The organism is Streptomyces sp. NPDC051907, from assembly GCF_040681075.1.
Taxonomy (GTDB): domain Bacteria; phylum Actinomycetota; class Actinomycetes; order Streptomycetales; family Streptomycetaceae; genus Streptomyces.
The window spans coordinates 37,196-55,390 of record NZ_JBFAYB010000024.1 but is presented as its reverse complement, the minus strand read 5'-3'; the positions used below and the strand labels follow the sequence as shown (position 1 = coordinate 55,390).

The window sequence follows — 18,195 nt, the reverse complement described above, 5'->3', positions numbered from 1 at the left end:
CGGGGACTCCACACACGGAAAGTACGAGAGAACGTGTTCGACTTTCTTGAGGGTTACGACCTGCTGGGAGCCTTCTGGACGACGATCCAGCTCACCGTGTACTCCGCCATCGGCGCACTGATCTGGGGCACCCTCCTGGCCGCCATGCGGGTCAGTCCCGTGCCCCTGATGCGCGGCTTCGGCACCGCGTACGTGAACATCGTGCGGAACATCCCGCTCACCGTGATCATCGTCTTCACCTCGCTGGGCCTGTTCCAGACCCTCGGCGTCAACCTCGGCGCGGACGACTTCGAGACCATCAACTTCCGTCTGGCCGTGCTCGGTCTGATCGCCTACACCGCGGCGTTCGTCTGCGAGGCGCTGCGCTCGGGCATCAACACCGTCCCGATCGGCCAGGTGGAGGCGGCGCGCGCCATCGGGCTGAGCTTCACCCAGGTGCTGAGCCTGATCGTCCTTCCGCAGGCGTTCCGCTCGGTGGTCGGCCCGCTGGCGAACGTGCTGATCGCGCTCACCAAGAACACCACCGTGGCCGCCACCATCGGCGTCGCCGAGGCGGCCCTGCTGATGCGGGAGATGATCGAGAACGAGGCTCAGCTCATTCTGATCTCCGCCATCTTCGCGTTCGGATTCATCTGTCTCACGCTTCCCATGGGGCTGCTCCTGGGATGGGTGAGCAAGAAGGTGGCGGTGAAGCGATGACGTCCGTCCTCTACGACGCTCCCGGACCCCGCGCCAAACGGCGGAACGTGCTGTTCACCATCGTGTTCCTGGTGGCTCTCGCCGCGGTCGTCTGGTGGGTGCTCCTGAGCCTGGCCGACAAGAACCAACTCGACTGGGCCAAGTGGGAGCCCTTCTTCACCGACTCCCGCGCATGGACGACGTATCTCCTGCCGGGCCTCGAGAACACCCTCATCGCCGCGACTCTGGCCATGGTCATCGCGCTGCCCCTCGGCGCGTTCCTCGGCATCGCACGGCTCTCCGACCACGGGTGGGTGCGGGGCGCCGGCGGCACGGTCGTGGAGTTCTTCCGGGCCATCCCCGTGCTGATCCTGATGCTCTTCGCCAACGCGGCGTACTCCGAGTTCACCGACGTCAGCCCGGACACCCGCCCGCTGTACGCGGTCGTCACCGGACTCGTCCTCTACAACGCCTCCGTCCTCGCCGAGGTGGTCCGGGCCGGCATCCTGTCGCTGCCCCGGGGCCAGACGGACGCGGCCAAGGCGATCGGGATGCGCAAGGGCCAGACGATGCGGTTCGTGCTGCTGCCGCAGTCGGTGACCGCGATGCTGCCCGCCATCGTCAGCCAGCTGGTCGTCATCGTGAAGGACACCGCGCTCGGCGGCGCGATGCTCGGCTTCTCCGAGCTGCTGGCCTCCGTCCGCCCGATGAGCGCGAACTACGGGGCCAACACCATCGCCAGCTTCACCGTCGTCGCCGTGATCTTCGTGATCCTGAACTTCGCGCTCACCACCTTCGCGAGCTGGCTCGAGGGACGGCTGCGGCGCGGCAAGAGGACCACCGGCGCGGTCGTCGGCGCCGGCGCGGTGGAGGAGCTCGCGACGCCGGGCGAGCACGTCGGCCCGGAGGACCTGGGCAAGCCGGGCGCAGGACCGACCGACCATACGAACTGATCGCAGGAGGCTCTATGTCACCCCTCAACGCCCAGCGGTTCTCCGGACTCACTCCCCTGGAGAACTGCCTCAACGGCACCCACAAGCTGCAGGCGGGAGAGCCGGACCGCACCAGCGTCGACCGCGTCCAGTCGGCGCTCGTGGACTTCGGGTACGCCGTCGCGGGAGGCATCGACGGGATCTTCGGCCCCGGGACGGGGGCGGCGGTCACGGCGTTCAAGACGGACGAGGGCCTCTCGCCCACCGACCCGGTGATCGGCGTGGGCACGATGACCCGGCTGGACGACCATTTCGCGCATGAGCAGGCGAACCCCGACGCGCCGGATCCCTCGACGACGGGACTGGTGCAGCTGGGCAAGGACACGATCACGAACATCTGCGTTCCCCGACTGGACGCGGTCATCGCCAAGTTGGACCAGCCGGTGCTCGACCCCCTCGTGAACGACGCGCTGGAGCGGAACTTCCACGTCAGCTCGCATCCGCTGGGCCGGCAGGCGGCGATCGACCAGGTCATCCGTCCGACGTTCAAAGGGACCAGGAATGTGCTGGCCGCGTCGCCTCCCGTGATCGTCCTCAAGGAGATGGACCGCGCCACGTTCGTCGCCCAGGACGTCCGGCACTCCTACTCGGTGGCCATGATGACCACGGGAAGCGTGTTCTCGATGACGCCGGCGTTCCGCAACGCCCTGGGCTCCGAGGACCATGTGACGGGCTTCATCCGCGCCGCGGTCACGATCAGCCTGCCGGGCTCGAGTGTGCAGGGCTTCCCGGGAACCGCCCGGTACGCCGCTCTCACGGGCGACGAGGCGTTGAAGAACCGCATCGCCTACGCCGCCTTCGCCTTCGAGGTGACCACCGGGATCTTCTCCACGCTGCGGCCCTTCCCCGAGTGGTTCTGAGCGGTCCATCCACCCGAGCGGCTCCCCGCACCCTGGTGACGACGCGTCCCGCCGACGCGACCGAGCCGCCTCCGCCGACGGCGACCTGCCGGCCCTTCCACCGCGACGCGGCCGTGAAGCACGTCGCCCTCTTCCCTCCGCTCAGGGTGCGCCGCCAGGCGCGGCTCGCCGGATTCGACGACGCGCCACTCCTGTCATTCCGCTCAGGGTGCGCCGCCAGGCGCGGCTCGCCGGATTCGACGACGCGCCACTCCTGTCATTCCTCCCATTTGCGACGGAGCCGACACGGGCGCAGTGTGAACAGCGTGTCGGGCCGGGTCCGCCGGACCGCACCCCCACCGCATACCCGAAAGGACATCGATCCTGATGAGCAAGGCCAAAGCCAAGGCGAAGCAGATGAAGGGCAAGATGAAGGAGACCGCCGGCAAGACCATGGACAACAGGTCCATGGAGATGGAGGGCCGCGGGGAGCAGATGGAGGGCAAGACGCAGGAGGCCGCGGAGAAGGCCGCCGAGCGGGTCCGCAAGGAGACGAAGCGCTGAAGCGCTGACCGCGAAGGCCCCTGCGGGGCCCTCGGCGCCGCTACGGCTCGGACCTCGCCGACGAGGACGCTGACGAGTCCCTGAGCCCTCGTAGCCGGCTGGCGCCAACGGGCGCGACGATCGTCGCCCCGCCGACGGAGCACATTCCGCGGCCGGGGCGACGATTCGTATGCTCACCCGATCGCACTAGGGCGCGTCGGCGTTCTCGAGAGCCCTCTCCCGGGTCGACGGCGTCCGTCCCCGTCAGACGAGGGCCTCGTCGACGAAGCACCAGCGCCAGTCCTCGCCCGGCTCGAAGGACCGCACGATGGGGTGACCGGCCTCGTCGGCGTGCGAGCGGGCGTGCCGGTGCGGCGAGGAGTCGCAGCAGCCCACGTGACCGCAGGTCAGGCAGAGTCGCAGATGCATCCAGGGAGAGCCGATGCGCAGGCACTCCTCGCAGCCGTCGGGGGTACGGGGCGTCACCTCGCGCACGAGTGCGAGGTGCGGGTCTTGGGGGGTCGTCATCGCGGGCCTTCCTCCGGGCTCTGCAGACGAGGGGTCTCGATCGTGCGGGGAACGGCCGGCACAGACGAAATGCTAGGGCGGCGCCCCGTACCCGGCCGCCGCGCCTGCGCCGACCGGGTGGCGTCGCCTCGGCTCTGATCGGCCCCGCGACCGGGTGGGGGCCTCGGCCCGGATCGGCCCCGAGCATGGCCCGGAACGGAGTCCGGTGCGCCCGGGGTCGCGACCCCGATCCACCCGGTCAGCCCTGTTCGGGCTCGGTCAGCGCGGTGTCCGTGCCGGTCTTGCGGAACACCTTCCGCACCAGCGGCGAGGTCACCCCCGTCACCCGCAGCGAGCTCCCCTGCCGCCGGGCCCGCCCCCGGGCCCACAGCAGGACGCTCAGCCCGGAGCAGTCGCAGAAGTCCACGCGGGCGAGGTCGACCTCGATCCAGCGGCTGTGGTGCGAGAGCGCGATGCTCAGCGCGCCCCGCAGCCGCGGCGCGGTGGCGACGTCGATCTCCCCCGCCACGCTCACGGTGCTCTTGCCGCCGACACGGGTGACGACGGCTGCGAGCAGTGCGGTCTCCGTCATGGCCACATCCCTCGTCTCGGCAGTCGGTCCGCCGTCCGCGTCAGAGCGGCCGGGGCGGGCCGAAGAGCATGTCGTAGCCAGGGGGCAGTTGGAGCAGGACGCGGCGCAGAAGGTCCTCGCCGGCGGCGTCGGCCGCCACGCTGAGCACGGCGCCGGCGTCCCACTTGGCGGTCTCCTCGGTGGCGCCCTCGATCCACGCGGCGGCGGCCCTGACGAACCGCTCGGGGTCCAGCGGCTCGGCGGCCTGAAGCGGGTTGAGCAGAATCAGTGCGTACGTCTCGGGCAGCCGAGCGGCCAGCTCGGCTCTGTCCTGGCCCACCAGATGGGCGCCCAGCAGTGCGAGGACGACGCGGGCCGCCCGATCAGCCTCCTCCCGCGAGGGGTATTCGCCACGCTCCTGGACCGCGTCCAGGAACGCCTCCCATCTCATATACATCGCGCTGCCCCTTTCGGCGCGCGGAGGACGGGGAGGGGCAAGAGGGGTCCCGCCCTCCGCGGCATGTGTGCGCGACCCGCTCAGCCGCGGATCCGCTGGTGAGCGTCGTCTCGGGCGTCGACAGCGGTCGTGCGGGGCGCGGCGCGCGCGGCGGTCGGACCGCGCAGGGTCAGCGCACCTGCGTCGGTCGCCGCCTCGATGTCGTCCGCCTCCAGTGTCTCAGCCCGCACGGCCCGGCGGGAAGCGACGGCCGGCGCGGCAGCGAGACCGGCCGACAAGCGGATGTTCTTGTTCTACATGCGGCCCGTACTCGCGTTCGTATGATCACGATGGGTCTCCAGGGGGGAGGCCTGGCTTTCCAAGGAGGGGAACATGACCAGGGTTTCCAGACGTGCCCTGCTGGGCTACTCGGGCACCGCCGCGGCCGGCGCCGTCCTCGCGTCGAGCGGTTCCGCGCAGGCCGCCGGGGGCGAGACGGCGCAGGCGTCCCAGACGGCGGCCGTCGAGTTCGATCCCGGGACGCAGTTCCAGGGGGACACCAGCATCGGCGACCGAGACGCGTACATGGAGGTGAAGTTCAGCCTCCGCGTCGAGGGCGCCCCGGCGCAGAACGTCATCACCCCGCTGGAGGTCGCGCAGGCGCTGAACCAGCTGGCCGCGTCCCGTGGTTGGCCTCCCATCCAGTTCCACGGGACCGTCCGAGCCCCGCTGAACTGATCCGGGATCCAGGCCGAGGCGCCCTCGGCGACACCTGAGCCGGGCCGGCCGGCCGGAGACCGTGGAGGGTCTCCGGCCGGCTCAGATCAGGACGCGCCCACTCTCACCGCGCCGGCACTCTCACCGCAGGCGTCGGGAACCTCAGATGCCCGCGGAGGCCATCTCGATGATCGACCGGTAGTAGGCGGCCGTCGACACCACGCACGCCCGGTACGTACGGTCCTTCTTGACGGCCCGGAAATAATCCCGCAGGTTCTGCCAGTACCCGACCAGATAGCCGAGCCCCGGCACGAAGCCCGGCGGCCGGGGCACCAGGGCGAACGCCTCCGAGCACTCCAGGATCCGGCCGGTCGCCTGGGACAGGACGTCCGCGACGTCGCTGTTCATGTTCCACCCCGCGGCCAGCTCGGGCGTCCAGATCACCCCGGCGATCTCCCGCAGTCGCTGCTGCTCCTCCGGCGTCGGGTCGCCGAGCAGCACAGCCGACCGAGAGCCCGTCGTAGCGTCGGTGCTCTCGGCGGCCTGGGCCATGCCGCCGCCGACGCCGGCAAGAAGTATGGCCCCCGCCGTCACCAGGGCCACCGCCGTCACTTGGCGGCGCATCCGTGCGCGCATCGCGTTCCCCTCCCCTACGGCCCCCTGCTGCGGGGGCGGTCGGGGCGACGCTGGCATGCCGTACCGGCCGGGTCAACGGCGCCTGACGGGCCACGCGTCCGGAAGGAGACCACGCACTTTCAGCAGGTCACAGCGGCCCTGCCGGTTCTGCGGCGGCGTCCGTGCGCCGGCTCAGCTCACGAACTGGTCCGTCAGGACGCAGCCCTCCACGAGGGCGGGCGCCGTCGAGACGTCGCCCTGGGGCTGGAAGTTGGGGTTGCAGTTGAGGATCAGCAGGCCGGAGGCCGACAGCTGGCGTATGGAGTCGTCGTCGGGGGCGATGACCGCGAAGTCCTCGCCGACGGCGAACCCGCCCTCGATGTCGGCCGTCGAGCTGTTCTTCATCCGCTCGGCGACCTCCCCTCGGTAGGCCTCCTGGAACATGCGCATGTCGTTCGTCTTGAACACGCGGATATAGCCGTTGCCCGAGTCGTTGCAGGTGCCCCTGAACTGCACGCCCCACGTGGCGTCGAACTTCTCGTCCATCGGGTAGTACCGCTCGTCGGAGGGGTCGATGCTGTAGCGCTCGCAGGTCGTGAAGCGCTGCACGTACTCGCCCGCCGCCATGACGGTGCCCGCCTTCGGCATGTTGTCCAGCATCATCTTCTGGCGGGCCTCGGGGCCGCCGCTGGCCCCGCCGTTGCGTCCGTCGCCGTCGCCGGTCAGCCACGGCTGCGCCGGAGGGGTGTCCGCCGACGGCGCCTGCTGGGACGTGCCGCCGTCGGCGCCGGTGGCCTTGACGCCGTCCCCGTCGCCGTCGCACCCCGTCAGCAGGACCAACGCCGTGACGACGCCGGCCAAGGACAGCGGGCGGACCAGACGGGACGACGTGGCGAAGGGCGTGCGCATGGATGATCCGTTCCCCGGAGACGACGACGCCCGGCACCCTAAGCCATCCACATGTCCATGATCAAAGCCGCCCTGCTCGCGGCACATCGGCTAGGTCGCGTTCAAGGCCGCCGTCGGATGCATGCGCGCCGCCCGGGCCGCCGGATAGAGGCCGGCCAGCGCGCCCGTCGTCAGCGTGGCCGCGAAGGCCGCCGCGAGCGCGGCGGGCGGGATCACCGGCGTCCAGGACTGGACGGAGGCGAAGACGAGCGTCGCGGCCACGCCCAGGAGCGCGCCCGTCGCGCCGCCCAGAGCCGACAGGAGCAGGGACTCCGTCAGGAACTGGACCCGGATCGCCGTCCGCGTCGCGCCCAGGGCGCGGCGCAGGCCGATCTCCCGTCGGCGCTCCAGGACCGAGATCACCATCGTGTTGGCCACCCCCACCCCGCCGACCAGGAGCGCGATCGCGCCCAGGCCCAGCATCAGCGCGGTCAGGCCCTCGTCCGCGGCCGCCTTGGCGGCCAGCGCGTCGGAGGGGCGGGAGACCTTCACCGAGCCCTCGCCGCCCGGATTGACCGAGCGGGCCAGGACCGCGCGGACGTCCGCGACCGAACTGTCCGTCGAGCGTTCGAAGATCGTCGTCGGGTGTCCGTCGAAGCCGAGGTACTTCTCCGCCGCCGGGAAGCCCACCAGCGCGACCCGGTCCAGGTTCGGGACCAGTTCGACCGGCGCGAGGATGCCGACGACGACCACGTCCTGGTCGTTCATCATGATCTTCTCGCCCGGCTCGGTGATCCCCATCCGCTCAGCCGCCAGGGATCCCAGCACTGTCACCGGCAGCCGCTCGTTCGCGAGGTTCAGCCAGACGCCCCGGTCGACCTCCGCTCCCAGCGCCCGCAGCAGATCGGGGCGGGCCGCCTGCGCGGTGACGCCCGCCGTCCGTTCCTCGGGCACCACATCGCTGCGCCGGATCCGCGCGTCCACGTTCCCCGTCGCCGTCGCATGCTCGACCGGGCCGATCCGCTCGACCATCGCGACCGCGCTCTTGGGGAGTTTGACCTCGTGGCCGAGCGCGTCCTTGCCCGCCTCCGCCGTCAGCAGGTTGGTGCCCAGGCGGTCGAGCTTCGCCATCAGATCCGCCCGGCTCGATGTGGACAGCCCCACCACCGCCACCATGGTGGCGATGCCGATCGCGATGCCCAGCGCGGACAGCACGACCCTCGCCCGGCGCGCCCGCAGCCCCACCACGCCCACCCGGAGGGTGTCGAGCAGACCGAGGCGCGTGGGCCTGGGCGTGGTCACAAGACCACCTCGCCGTCCCGGAAGCGGATGCTGCGCGGCAGCGACTGCGCGATCTCTCGGTCGTGCGTGATGACGCAGACCGTCGTGCCCGCCGCGTTCAGCTCTCTCAACAGTCCCATCACGACGTCTCCGGAGGCCGAGTCCAGCGCCCCCGTCGGCTCGTCCGCCAGCAGCAGCATCGGCTCTGCGACCACCGCGCGGGCGATCGCCACGCGCTGCTTCTCCCCGCCGGAGAGCTCATGCGGGCGGTGGGTCAGACGGTGGCCGAGACCGACGCGTTCCAGGGTCGTACGGGCGCGGGCCCGTCGCTCCTTCAGTGCGACGCCCGCGTACAGCAGTCCGTCCGCCACGTTGTCCACCGCGTCCCGTCCCTCCGCCAGATGGAAGTGCTGGAAGACGAAGCCGATACGGCGGGCCCGCAGCGCCGAGAGCCGGGCGTCCGACAGCGTGCTCACATCGTGGCCCGCCACCCGCACCGTGCCGCTCGTCGCCCGGTCCAGCGTGCCGATCAGATGCAGGAGCGTGGACTTCCCCGACCCCGACGGGCCGACGACGGCGGCCAGTTCGCCCTCCTCGACGCTCAAGTCGACCCCGCGCAGCGCCTGCACTCCGCCGGGGTACGCCTTGGAGACGTCCACCAGCTCGACGACCTTCGTGCCGCTCACTGCTCGGCCACCCCGACTCTCCTCCCGCTCACTGCTTCGCCACCCCGACCTTCATGCCCTCCCGCAGCTCCGGGCCGCTGACCTCGATCCGCCCGTCCGCCGTCATCCCGGTCTGCGCCCGGACCATCCGAGTCGCTGTGCCCTCGACGATCTGGAGGCCGTACCCGCCTGACTCGCCGCGCAGCGCGACGACCGCCTCGACCGGCACCGCCAGCACACCCTTGCGGCTCTCGCTGACGAACCTCACACTCACGGTCTCCTTCGTGTCCTGCGACACCCGTCCGTCGAGGGTGACTTCGACCGTGATGCCGCTCTGCGCAGAGCCGCCGTCCTGGCCGCCCCCGGCCTGCGCGTCCTCCGCCGCGACCGTTCCCGAGACCTTCCCGGCGACCGTCTTCCCGCTCGGCAGCGTCACCTCGACCCTGGTCCCCCGGGCGGTCAGCGCCACATCGCCCTCGTCCAGCTGCGCCCGTACGACCGGTTTGGTGGACGCGACCGTGACCACCGCCTTCTCCGGGCCGACCTGGTCGGCGAGGGCCGCGTCCGCGCCGACGACCTTGACCGCGGCGGGCTGGAAGACCACATCGCCCCGCCCGACGCTGCCGGTCGGCTCGCGGTTGAGGGACTTCTGCCAGCGCTTGACCGCGGCCTCGGTGGCGGCGTCGTACCGCACGTCGACGTACAGTCCGCCGCCGTACCCCAAGTCCCGCAGATTGCGCTCCAGCTGGAGCACGTCCGAGCCCCGGTCGCCCTTCTTCATCTCGCGGAACATCGGGACGGGGCCGTACAGCAGCGTCACCGGCTTGTCGTTGAGCTCATACAGCGCCTCGCCCCGCCCGACGGTCCTCCCCTGTTCCGCGGCGACCGTGACCGTGCCCTCCACCGCGGACTTCACGGCCCGCCGCCCCTCGAAGTCGAGCCGGCCGTCGACCGTCGTGCTCTGCACCAGGTCGGTACGGGCGACGACGGCCGTGGCCGGCGGTAGCGAGCCCCCGTCGGCCCGCGGGGCTCTGCCGTCGCCGCCCCCGACCAGCAGGGCTGTGGCTCCGACCGTCGCGGCGGCCGCCGACGCCCCGGCCGCGAGCAGTCCGGTGCGGCGCCTCACTGCATGCCGTCCAGGCCGTCGAGGAGCTTGTCCTTGCATGCCTCGCGGGCCTGCTTGTACGCCGGGGACTCAGAATCGAGCTGCGGGCTGGCCGGCTGGGGGTCGCCGCCCGGCACCGCGTTGCCGCCGGACATCGTGGGGTTGGTGAACTTGGAGACCCCGTTCTCGCGCATGCACTTGGCGTGCGCCAGCATCGACTCGTAGTCCTTCTGCTGATCGCGCTTCGGCTCGGCCTCCATGGCCGCCATCATTTCCTTGCCGCAGACCGCGTCCTTGCCGCCCGCGCCGCCCTTGTACGCCTCCGGGTGGTTCTCCCCGATCACGTCGATCTTCGACCAGTCGAGATGGCCGCTCAGCTTGGGGTCGGGGAAGTCCTTGAAGCCGCCCTTGGTGCGCATGCACCGGACGTACGCCATCTGCGCGTCGTAGAACTCGCCCTTGCCGGCCGCCGCAGCCGACCCGGACGGCTCTGCCCGCGTGGGCTCGCCGGGCACGGAGGCGATCGCCTCGCCTCCGTCCTCCACCCCGCCCGCGCCGCCGCAGGCGACGGTCAGGGCGAGGAGAGGGACGGTGACGAGCGCGGCGACGCGCAGCCGGGATGCGGCGCCGCGAGGGGCTTCGGTCCGGTGAGTGGTCGCGGCTCTGGGAGTGGTCGCGGTCCGGTGAGTGGTCTGGATGCTCATACGGCCAATCTCGGGTCGCCGCATGATGGCCGGTCCATGGCCACATGATGGGAACGTAACAATGCCCGCCGCTCGCCCTGCCGGGCCCCGGGGCCGGCTCCGACCGGGGCGGGCCTCGCCCATAATCGAACGCATGCCGCATGTGCTGCTGATCGAGGACGACGCCTCCGTACGCGACGGAATGGAGCTCGTGCTGCGCCGGCACGGGTACGACGTGGACGCCGCCGGCACGGGCGAGGAGGCGCTCGCGCTGCTCGACGCCCCCGTGGGGCGGCGGATCGAGCTCGCGGTGCTCGACCTGATGCTGCCCGGCATGAACGGCTTCGAGGTCTGCCGCCGCATCCGCGCCCGCTCGACGCTTCCCGTCATCATGCTCACCGCCCGCGGCGACGACCTGGACATCGTCCAGGGCCTCGAGGCGGGCGCCGACGACTACGTGGTCAAGCCCGTCACCGCGCCCGTCCTCGAAGCCCGGATCCGGGCGGCCCTGCGCCGCGCCGAGCCGGCCGCGCGCGGCGACCGCGAGGACCACGCCGGGCTCGTCCTGGACCGGGCCGGGCTCACCGTCGCCAAGCACGGCGCGCCGATCGCGCTGCCGCCGACCGAGCTGCGGCTGCTGCTGGAGCTGTCCGCGTCGCCGGGGCGGGTCTTCAGTCGCGAGCAGCTCCTCTCCTCCGTCTGGGAGCACGACTTCCTGGGCGACTCACGGATCGTCGACGCGGCGATCGGACGGCTGCGCTCCAAGATCGAGGACGTGCCGGCCAGACCCCGCTACGTCCAGACGGTGCGCGGCTTCGGCTACCGGTTCGGGCCGCTGTGAGACTCAGTCGCCTCGGCAGCCTGCGCACCCGTCTGGTCGCCACGTTCGTACTCGTCGCGCTGGTCAGCGCGGTGACGGCGACCGTGCTCGCCTACCGCGAGTCGCGTACGGCGATACTCAAGCGGGCCCAGGACTCCTTCCAGTCGGACTTCCGCGACCGGGTGGGCAGCGTCGCCGCCGACTTCGACGTGCCGCCCGACGTCCGCTCGCTCACGCTCTTCGCCGACCGCGTCTCCCAGGGGGTCGGCGGCGACGCCAAGGTCGTCGCCCGCTTCCGGGATCTGAAGGCCACCTCCGATTCGCTGGCCGACGAGAGCCGGATCACCGTCGAGCTGAGGACCGCCGTGCGGACCGAGGGCCGGCTGTGCTTCCAGCGGGTGGAGTACGAGGGCGAGCCCTATCTCGTCGTCGGCACGCCCGTCACCTTCGCCACCGGAACCGAAGCCGGCGCTGGGACAGGCGGTGGGACGGGCGCCGTCGGAGACGGTCGGACCGCCGGGCAGCCCTCCGGCCTGGAGGTCTTCGCGATCACCTCCATGCGGGCGGAGCAAGAGGACACCGCGGGCCTGCTGGACGCCGTCCGCGACGGGATCATCACGGTGGTGGCGCTGGCCGCGGTGCTCGCGCTGCTGGCCGCCCGCACGGTCCTGCGTCCTGTACGCGATCTCGGCCGCGCCACCCGCAGACTCGCCGAGGGCGATCTCGCCACCCGGGTCCCCGCCCGCGGCAGCGACGAGCTCGCCGATCTGGCACGGGACTTCAACGACACCGCCGACGCGCTCCAGTCCTCCGTGGCCGAGCTGCGCGACCAGGAGGCGACGGCGCGACGCTTCGTCGCCGACGTCTCGCACGAGCTGCGGACGCCGCTCGCCGCGATGACGATGGTGGCGACCGTGCTCGACGAGGACGCGGACGAGCTGCCGCCCGACGCGGCGCGGGCGGCCCGCACGGTGAGCGCCGAGACCGCCCGGCTGGCGCGGCTGGTCGACGACCTGATGGAGATGTCCCGCTTCGACGCCGGAGCGGCGACGCTCAACGCCCGCGAGGTCGATCTGGCGGAGACGATCCGCTCGACGCTCGCCCTGCGCGGCTGGCTGTCCGAGGTCGACGCGCGGCTCCCGCAGGGCGTCAGGGTGGTGCTCGACCCACGCCGGATCGACGTCGTGGTCGCGAATCTCGTCGGCAACGCGCTGCGGCACGGGTCGCCGCCGGTCACAGTGACGGTGACGCTCGTCGCCGACGACGACGGCGCTCAGGGAGACGGCCGCGGACTGGTGAGCGTCGAGGTCGCCGACCGCGGGCCCGGTCTGGCGCCGGAGGCCGTCTCCCAGGTCTTCGACCGCTTCTACAAAGCCGACACCGCGCGCTCCCGTTCGGAGGGAAGCGGCCTCGGCATGGCCATCGCCTGGGAGAACGCCCGTCTGCACGGCGGCACGATCGAGGTCGCGAACCGACCGGAGGGCGGCGCCGTGTTCACCCTGCGGCTGCCCCGCGAGCTCAGCACGGAAGAGGCATCGTGATGACCCGGCTGCGCACGACCCTCGCCGCCGCCCTGCTCCTGAGCGCCGTGGGCTGCGGAGTCCGGCCGACCGGCGTGATCGACGCCGGCGAGCCCGCGACCGGCCTCACCACCGGCATGCGGCTCTACTTCGACTCCCCCACCGGGCTGCGCGGGGTGCCCCGCCCCACCGGCGATCTGAAGAACCTCGAGTCCGTGCTCAAGATGCTCCTGGCGGGCCCCAGCGAGGCCGAGCGGGAACAGGGACTCACCACGCTCGTCCAGCTCGGCACGTTCGCCGCCACAGGGGAGGGCGACCAGGTGCGCCTCGACGTGCCCGACAACTCCATCACCCCGCAGGACCGGGTGCTCCAGGGGCAGCTGGTCTGCAGCCTGGCGCGCGCCCAGTCGCTGCTGGGCGGCGCCACGGAGCAGATCCGGCCGGCGGACGTACAGGTCACGCTCCGTCCCGACGGGCCGCCGCTCGGCCCGTACCGCTGCCCCGACTTCCTCACCGGCTGAGCGGCGCGGGCTCACAAGGCGACGGGCTCAGAAGGCGACGGTGGGCGCGGGCGGGGTCCAGCGGTGGGTGCGGGGGACGGCCGAGGTCACCCCGAAGTCCTTCTTGAGGGTCTCGGGGATGGCGTAGTGCATGACACGGCCGCGGGTCAGCGTGCTGAGCTCGAAGAGCGTCGTGAAGTGTCCGAGCCGGTCCAGGGCCCAGGCGCCGAAGGGGGAGCTGTCCTCGATGGACTCCAGGACGCCGAGCATCGTCGGCACGGCTGCGGCGAGCGTGTCCCATGGGCTGCGCGGCACCTGCAGCCAGTCGGCGCAGGTGTCGCCGACGAGGTAGCGGATCAGGGCGCCGACGACGGGATCGAAGAACGTGCCGGGGACGACCTCTTCGTACAGGTCGATCAGCTGGCGCGTGAGGTTGACGCCTTCCTCGCTGGGGCCCATGTGGCGGGTCATGTACAGGTCGAAGAACTGCCGTGCCTGCTCGAGGTCCTTGGGGACGTGGTCCTGGTCGACCCCGAGCATCGCGCCGACGACCCGCCAGGCGTAGAAGTAGGCCTCGGCGCCGTCGATGCTCATATGGATGTTCAACCGGTGCAGGCTGTCGAGGACGAGCAGCGAGAACAGCAGCTGCCCGCCGATCATGTCCTCCTGGCAGATCGGAGTGCCCAGACGGCCGACGTCCCACCGGTCCTCGCGCCCCAGGTGGTGCCGGATGGAGGCGTGCAGCAGGCGGACCTTCTGCGCGGCGGGGATGAAGCGGCTGCCCGCCTCGAACGCGCCCGGCTGCATCAGGTACACGGTGAACTGGCCGGTCTCGGCCATCCGCTTGGAGGGGTACTGCAGGGAGTGCGTGGCGCTGAGCAGCCGCGCCACATGGGGAATGACGTAGCAGGCCGGCATGGAGGCGAACGACAGCGCGGTGGAGATGTGCACGTTGTTGTCGATGAAGAACAGCCGCGCCTTCTCCATCTCGCCCCAGTCGACCCACGACGGCGGAGCGCTGGTCTCGTGCAGATACTCGCGCGCCACCTCCGGAAGCCCGTCGGGCAGCGGCGCGCCGGCGGTGGACACGTACCGCATCAAGGTGTTGAACGTGCCCACCTCCCCGCGCTCGAACAGCGTCGCGACGGTGGCGTCGGCGAGTTCGTCCCCACACTGGCGCAGTGCGTCCATGGAGGCCTTGGTGTACGTCATCACAGTTCCTTACAAGTCGTCAGTGTGCGCTCGGCTCTGCCGGAGGTCAGCGGTGGCGGACCGCGGCGCCGTTCGCCAGATCGGTCAGCGCCCGGACGGCGTGGGTCGGCATGTCGGCGTCGCCGAGGGCGGCCATCGCCTCCGCCACGCGGGCGTCGATCATCCGCTCGACACGGGCCGGGGACTTGGCGCGGGTCATGATCGCGCGCACGGTCTCCAGGTCCTGCTCGTCGAGGTGGCGCCGCCCCAACAGGGCTTTCAGCCGCCCTCGGTCGGCGTCGTCCGCGGCCTTCCAGGTCTCCGCGAGCAGAGCGGTGGGCCGCCGGGTGCGGATGTCGTCCAGGTTGGCCTTGCCGGTCCGCGCCGGGTCGCCGAACAGGCCGAGAAGGTCGTCCCGCAGCTGGAAGGCCTCCCCCAGCGGCAGCCCGTAGCAGGAGAACGCCTCCCGCAGCCGGGGGTCCGCGCCGCCCAAGGCGCCGCCGATGTGGAGGGGGTGCTCCACCGTGTACTTCGCGGTCTTGTAGCGGATCACCTTCAGCGAGCCCGCGGTGTCCGGGCCGGCGCCGGTACGCAGAATCTCCAGGCACTCCCCGGCGATCAGCTCCCGGGCCAGAGTCGCCCAGAGAGGGCGAGCCCTCGACAGATAGGCGGCGGGCAGCCCGCTGACGGTGAACAGCTGCCCCGCCAGCGACATCAGCAGGTCCCCCACCATCATGGCCAGCCCGCGGGCCGCGGCCTTCACCCGGTGGCCCTGCCGCACGCTGCCGCGCAGCGCCATGTGCGCGGTGGGCAGGCCGTGCCGGACGGGGCTGTCGTCGATGATGTCGTCGTGCACGACGGCCGCCGCGTGGACCAACTCCATCGACGCCGCAGCCCGTACGAGGGCTTCGCTGTCCGGCTGGCCCGCGGCGCGCCAGCCCCAGTAGCAGAACGCGGCCCGCAGTCTCTTGCCGTGCGCCACCGAGGCCTCGAGCTGGTCCGCCACCGGCGCGAGATCGGCGTCGACGGCGAGAAGCAACTCGGCTTCCTGCGCGATGAAGCAGGTCAGGACATCGTCGACGCGGGCCTTGAACGCCGCGGGCTCGTAGTGGTCAGACATCGCCGGATCCGGACTGCCGCGCGACGACATGGCGTGCGAGCACCTCGAGATGAGCCGGCGGAGCACTGGCGTACCGGTCCAGGACCAGTCGGCCGCGGGCCTTGAGCTCCTGGCCGCCCTCCCCGGCCAGGTCCGCCGCGTCTCCTCGCCGCAGCAGCCCTCGTAAGCCGCCCGTCACGGACGAGACGCCGCTGAGGGCTAAGTCCGCGAGCCCCGCCACCAGCAACACCGCATCGCTCTCCACGCCTTTGCGTCCTGCTCCGTCTGTCACGCGGCCTCCTGTGTCTCGGATCGACGGCCTGCATATGCCTGCTGTCGAGACGAGCGTGGACGAGGACGATCTAGAGCAGGACGCGAACTCACCATCGGGGGACAACGCGCGGCTTTCGGCATGTCCTCCCCGCCGTGGTGGTACGCGGCCCACCCGGCTCTGTCCTGACGTACGAGAGCGGGCTGCTCAGCGCGGGTCGCGACCGGTTGCCCGACTCAGGAACGCCGCGGTGGTCGCCACGAAGCGGTCGGCGTCGTCGAGCCAGGGGTAGTGGCCCGCGCCCGGCTGCACGACGAGTTCGGCGGCGGGGAACAGCCCTGCGAACTCCGTCGCCGACTGGGGAGGGGTGTTCATGTCGAACTCTCCGGCGAGTACAAGGACGCGCGCCTCGAAGGCGGCGAGGGCCGCCCGCGTGGCCTGCGGGTCGAAGGCGCCTTCGGACCCGAAGCAGGCGACGGCTTCCTGGTTGCTCGGCTGGCTGGCCGCGTGGTGCCGCTGCGCCTCGGCGTCCCATCGGCCGTAGAGGAAGGGGGCGATGGCCTCCCAGTCGCTGCCCGTGCCCTCGGTGATCGCCTCCAGCGCGGCGATCGCGGCGGGGAACCACGGCTCGTCCCGGCGGAGCTGCGCGAGCTCGCGTCGCGTCTGCCCGGTGATCTCGATGCCGACCGCCCGGGCGCCGGGGGCGATCAGGGCGAGCGTGCTGACGTGCTCGGGGTACCGGGCCGCGTACTGCGTGGCGAGGTTCGCGCCGCCGGAGTGGCCGAGCAGGTCGATCCGGGCGAGCCCGAGGTGTGCGCGCAGCGCCTCGACGTCGTCGACGAGGCGGTCGCAGCGGTAGGAGGAGGGGTCGTCGGGAATCGCGGACCGCCCGGTGCCGCGCAGGTCCAAGGCGACCAGCCGGCGGTGCGCGGACAGGCCGCCGAGGTCGCCGAGATAGGCGGAGTCCACGGGGCCTCCGGGGATGCAGACGACCGGGGCGCCCTCTCCGATGGTGCGGTAGGCGAGTCGGGTTCCGTCGGGTGCGGTGAAGGTAGGCATGACGGCGATCGTGGCATTTATAACCAGATTATACAACCCGGTTATGGCGACGAGTGGATCGGGTGTATAACCGGGGTGTGGCAAGCGAAGACAGCGAGCAGCGACACCCGAAGACGGCGTGGGCGCCGGGGACGCCGGAGGTGCTGACCGAGGACCAGGCGGAGCGGATGCTCGCCCATATGAACGAGGTCATCCGCGCAGGCGACGAGATGCGGAAGCTGCGCACCGAGATGGTCAAGGCGCTCGCCGCCCTCGGCTGGACCCAGGACAGGATCGCCCAGCTCACCGAGATGACTCAGCCCGCGGTCTCCAAGCAGGTGGCGAAGTACAAGAAGGGCGACTCGCCGCCTCCCGTGGAGCTCTCCCTCGACCAGCACGACGGCCCCTGGCTCGAAGGACGTCTGTGGGGCCTCGCCGAGGAGATCGCGGAGACCCTCTCCGGCGCCGCCCGCTGCGCCCCGTATCTCGCCGCCGTCGCCCGGGGGAAGAAGCGCTTCACACCCCAGAACGTCGACGAGCTGCGACGCCTCGTCGAAGACGACCTGAGAACGCACCAGGCGCAGCTGCCGGGCGGCTGCCGGGACGCGTACGACACGATCAGCCGTGGCCTCGACCTCCCCGCGAAGGCCACGCCCCGCACCGCGGATGCTGCCGTCGGATCAGCCTCCGCGCGCCGCGCCCTCGCCTGCCGGCTCCAGCGCGTCCACCTCCGGTAGCGCACCTGCCGAGCGACCGGTCGGGAACGGCTTTCGAGGCATTCCCGCGGCGGCGCGGACGGGAGCGCGGAGCGTCCGCTAGGCCGGCGGCCCGAGCTCGGGGTGGGCGTTGAGCACCGCGGGCGGCGCCGCCTGACGCCAGGAGTCGACGACGATCGCACGGAGCTCGTCCGCGTCGTCGAGGGCGGCCAGGCGCACCCGCACCCAGGCGAAGGCCGCCTCGTGGTCCGCGACCCAGAACTTCTCGGGCTCGGCGAGGACCAGCTCGTCGCGCTCCTCCTTCGGGCAGCGGACGGCCATCGACGTCTCCTGCTCGGGCAGGGTCAGGAAGAGCTTCCCGGCGACCCGGAAGGTGGGCATGGACCACGCCTCCTTCTCGGTCGTCTCCGGCAAGGCGAGGGCGAGTTCACGGACATCGTCGGAGGTGCTCATGCCCAGACCGTACGACGAGCCGCCGACGTCGGCCTCGACGGGGATGCGCACACCGTGCGGGCGTAGG

The 18,195-nt window shown here is 71.6% G+C and carries 24 protein-coding genes; 9 read left to right on the top strand and 15 right to left on the bottom strand.

Translation table 11 applies throughout. The features are described 5' to 3' along the window. The first annotated feature begins 33 nt into the window (after positions 1-33). The 4 genes from AB0M39_RS15855 (at position 34) to AB0M39_RS15840 (ending at position 3,073) form a co-directional block, all read left to right on the top strand. The gene (locus AB0M39_RS15855; RefSeq protein ID WP_365364475.1) at positions 34-699 is read left to right on the top strand and encodes an amino acid ABC transporter permease; all 666 of its coding nucleotides are present in this window, start codon (positions 34-36) and stop codon (positions 697-699) included. After that, the gene (locus AB0M39_RS15850) at positions 696-1,631 is read left to right on the top strand and encodes an amino acid ABC transporter permease (protein WP_365364473.1); all 936 of its coding nucleotides are present in this window, start codon (positions 696-698) and stop codon (positions 1,629-1,631) included. Before AB0M39_RS15855 ends, AB0M39_RS15850 begins: the two co-directional genes overlap by 4 nt. A gap of 14 nt (positions 1,632-1,645) precedes the next feature. Next, positions 1,646-2,530, top strand: coding sequence for a peptidoglycan-binding protein (locus tag AB0M39_RS15845; protein ID WP_365364471.1), 885 nt, complete (start codon positions 1,646-1,648; stop codon positions 2,528-2,530). Between the two features lie 366 nt (positions 2,531-2,896). After that, positions 2,897-3,073, top strand: coding sequence for a CsbD family protein (locus tag AB0M39_RS15840; RefSeq protein WP_365364469.1), 177 nt, complete (start codon positions 2,897-2,899; stop codon positions 3,071-3,073). Positions 3,074-3,316: 243 nt separating this feature from the next. On the opposite strand, the gene AB0M39_RS15835 is transcribed toward AB0M39_RS15840, so the two are convergent. The 4 genes from AB0M39_RS15835 to AB0M39_RS15820 form a co-directional block, all read right to left on the bottom strand. After that, positions 3,317-3,580: a UBP-type zinc finger domain-containing protein gene (locus AB0M39_RS15835; protein ID WP_365364467.1), complete on the bottom strand. Its 264-nt coding sequence runs from the start codon at positions 3,578-3,580 to the stop codon at positions 3,317-3,319. Positions 3,581-3,818: 238 nt separating this feature from the next. Beyond that, complete coding sequence (locus tag AB0M39_RS15830) at positions 3,819-4,151, bottom strand: STAS domain-containing protein (protein WP_365364465.1); 333 nt, start codon at positions 4,149-4,151, stop codon at positions 3,819-3,821. A 40-nt stretch (positions 4,152-4,191) separates the two neighbouring features. Then, the gene (locus tag AB0M39_RS15825; protein WP_365364463.1) at positions 4,192-4,587 is read right to left on the bottom strand and encodes a DUF2267 domain-containing protein; all 396 of its coding nucleotides are present in this window, start codon (positions 4,585-4,587) and stop codon (positions 4,192-4,194) included. 80 nt (positions 4,588-4,667) lie between these two features. Next, on the bottom strand, positions 4,668-4,817 hold the full coding sequence (locus AB0M39_RS15820) for a hypothetical protein (protein WP_365364461.1): 150 nt from the start codon (positions 4,815-4,817) through the stop codon (positions 4,668-4,670). A gap of 142 nt (positions 4,818-4,959) precedes the next feature. On the opposite strand from AB0M39_RS15820, the gene AB0M39_RS15815 reads away from it, so the two are divergent. Further along, the gene (locus AB0M39_RS15815) at positions 4,960-5,304 is read left to right on the top strand and encodes a hypothetical protein (RefSeq protein WP_365364459.1); all 345 of its coding nucleotides are present in this window, start codon (positions 4,960-4,962) and stop codon (positions 5,302-5,304) included. A gap of 141 nt (positions 5,305-5,445) precedes the next feature. Here the strand turns inward: AB0M39_RS15815 and AB0M39_RS15810 are convergent, their stop codons facing one another. From AB0M39_RS15810 to AB0M39_RS15785, 6 genes are all read right to left on the bottom strand, one after another. Next, the gene (locus AB0M39_RS15810; RefSeq protein ID WP_365364457.1) at positions 5,446-5,919 is read right to left on the bottom strand and encodes a hypothetical protein; all 474 of its coding nucleotides are present in this window, start codon (positions 5,917-5,919) and stop codon (positions 5,446-5,448) included. Between the two features lie 171 nt (positions 5,920-6,090). Beyond that, positions 6,091-6,807, bottom strand: a complete 717-nt coding sequence (locus tag AB0M39_RS15805) for a hypothetical protein (protein WP_365364455.1) — start codon at positions 6,805-6,807, stop codon at positions 6,091-6,093. 90 nt (positions 6,808-6,897) lie between these two features. Continuing rightward, positions 6,898-8,088: an ABC transporter permease gene (locus AB0M39_RS15800; protein WP_365364453.1), complete on the bottom strand. Its 1,191-nt coding sequence runs from the start codon at positions 8,086-8,088 to the stop codon at positions 6,898-6,900. Next, positions 8,085-8,753 carry an ABC transporter ATP-binding protein gene (locus AB0M39_RS15795; RefSeq protein WP_365364451.1) on the bottom strand — a complete coding sequence of 223 codons (669 nt, stop codon included), beginning with the start codon at positions 8,751-8,753 and terminating at the stop codon, positions 8,085-8,087. Before AB0M39_RS15795 ends, AB0M39_RS15800 begins: the two co-directional genes overlap by 4 nt. A 28-nt stretch (positions 8,754-8,781) precedes the next feature. Continuing rightward, on the bottom strand, positions 8,782-9,858 hold the full coding sequence (locus AB0M39_RS15790; RefSeq protein ID WP_365364449.1) for a peptidoglycan-binding domain-containing protein: 1,077 nt from the start codon (positions 9,856-9,858) through the stop codon (positions 8,782-8,784). Then, complete coding sequence (locus AB0M39_RS15785; protein ID WP_365364447.1) at positions 9,855-10,541, bottom strand: hypothetical protein; 687 nt, start codon at positions 10,539-10,541, stop codon at positions 9,855-9,857. Before AB0M39_RS15785 ends, AB0M39_RS15790 begins: the two co-directional genes overlap by 4 nt. A 133-nt stretch (positions 10,542-10,674) precedes the next feature. On the opposite strand from AB0M39_RS15785, the gene AB0M39_RS15780 reads away from it, so the two are divergent. From AB0M39_RS15780 to AB0M39_RS15770, 3 genes are read left to right on the top strand one after another with little or no spacing between them, the layout of a single operon-like run. Beyond that, positions 10,675-11,361: a response regulator transcription factor gene (locus tag AB0M39_RS15780; RefSeq protein WP_365364445.1), complete on the top strand. Its 687-nt coding sequence runs from the start codon at positions 10,675-10,677 to the stop codon at positions 11,359-11,361. Beyond that, complete coding sequence (locus AB0M39_RS15775) at positions 11,358-12,881, top strand: HAMP domain-containing sensor histidine kinase (protein WP_365364444.1); 1,524 nt, start codon at positions 11,358-11,360, stop codon at positions 12,879-12,881. Before AB0M39_RS15780 ends, AB0M39_RS15775 begins: the two co-directional genes overlap by 4 nt. Continuing rightward, positions 12,881-13,381: a hypothetical protein gene (locus AB0M39_RS15770; protein ID WP_365364442.1), complete on the top strand. Its 501-nt coding sequence runs from the start codon at positions 12,881-12,883 to the stop codon at positions 13,379-13,381. Before AB0M39_RS15775 ends, AB0M39_RS15770 begins: the two co-directional genes overlap by 1 nt. A 27-nt stretch (positions 13,382-13,408) precedes the next feature. Here AB0M39_RS15770 and AB0M39_RS15765 read toward each other — a convergent pair whose 3' ends face one another. The 4 genes from AB0M39_RS15765 to AB0M39_RS15750 all read right to left on the bottom strand — a co-directional run bounded on the left by AB0M39_RS15765 (position 13,409) and on the right by AB0M39_RS15750 (position 16,980). Beyond that, the gene (locus tag AB0M39_RS15765) at positions 13,409-14,572 is read right to left on the bottom strand and encodes an oxygenase MpaB family protein (RefSeq protein ID WP_365364440.1); all 1,164 of its coding nucleotides are present in this window, start codon (positions 14,570-14,572) and stop codon (positions 13,409-13,411) included. Between the two features lie 46 nt (positions 14,573-14,618). Continuing rightward, a complete protein-coding gene (locus AB0M39_RS15760) occupies positions 14,619-15,671 on the bottom strand; it encodes a polyprenyl synthetase family protein (RefSeq protein WP_365364438.1) in 1,053 nt (350 codons plus the stop codon). Continuing rightward, positions 15,664-15,942: a polyprenyl synthetase gene (locus tag AB0M39_RS15755; RefSeq protein WP_365364436.1), complete on the bottom strand. Its 279-nt coding sequence runs from the start codon at positions 15,940-15,942 to the stop codon at positions 15,664-15,666. Before AB0M39_RS15755 ends, AB0M39_RS15760 begins: the two co-directional genes overlap by 8 nt. A gap of 186 nt (positions 15,943-16,128) precedes the next feature. Continuing rightward, positions 16,129-16,980, bottom strand: a complete 852-nt coding sequence (locus tag AB0M39_RS15750; RefSeq protein ID WP_365364434.1) for an alpha/beta hydrolase — start codon at positions 16,978-16,980, stop codon at positions 16,129-16,131. Between the two features lie 77 nt (positions 16,981-17,057). Here AB0M39_RS15750 and AB0M39_RS15745 point away from each other — a divergent pair, with 77 nt between their 5' ends. Then, the gene (locus tag AB0M39_RS15745; RefSeq protein ID WP_365364432.1) at positions 17,058-17,696 is read left to right on the top strand and encodes a sigma-70 family RNA polymerase sigma factor; all 639 of its coding nucleotides are present in this window, start codon (positions 17,058-17,060) and stop codon (positions 17,694-17,696) included. Positions 17,697-17,774: 78 nt separating this feature from the next. Here the strand turns inward: AB0M39_RS15745 and AB0M39_RS15740 are convergent, their stop codons facing one another. Further along, positions 17,775-18,128 (bottom strand): MmcQ/YjbR family DNA-binding protein, encoded by a 354-nt coding sequence (locus AB0M39_RS15740; protein ID WP_365364430.1) that lies wholly within the window; start codon positions 18,126-18,128, stop codon positions 17,775-17,777. Positions 18,129-18,195 lie beyond the last annotated feature (67 nt).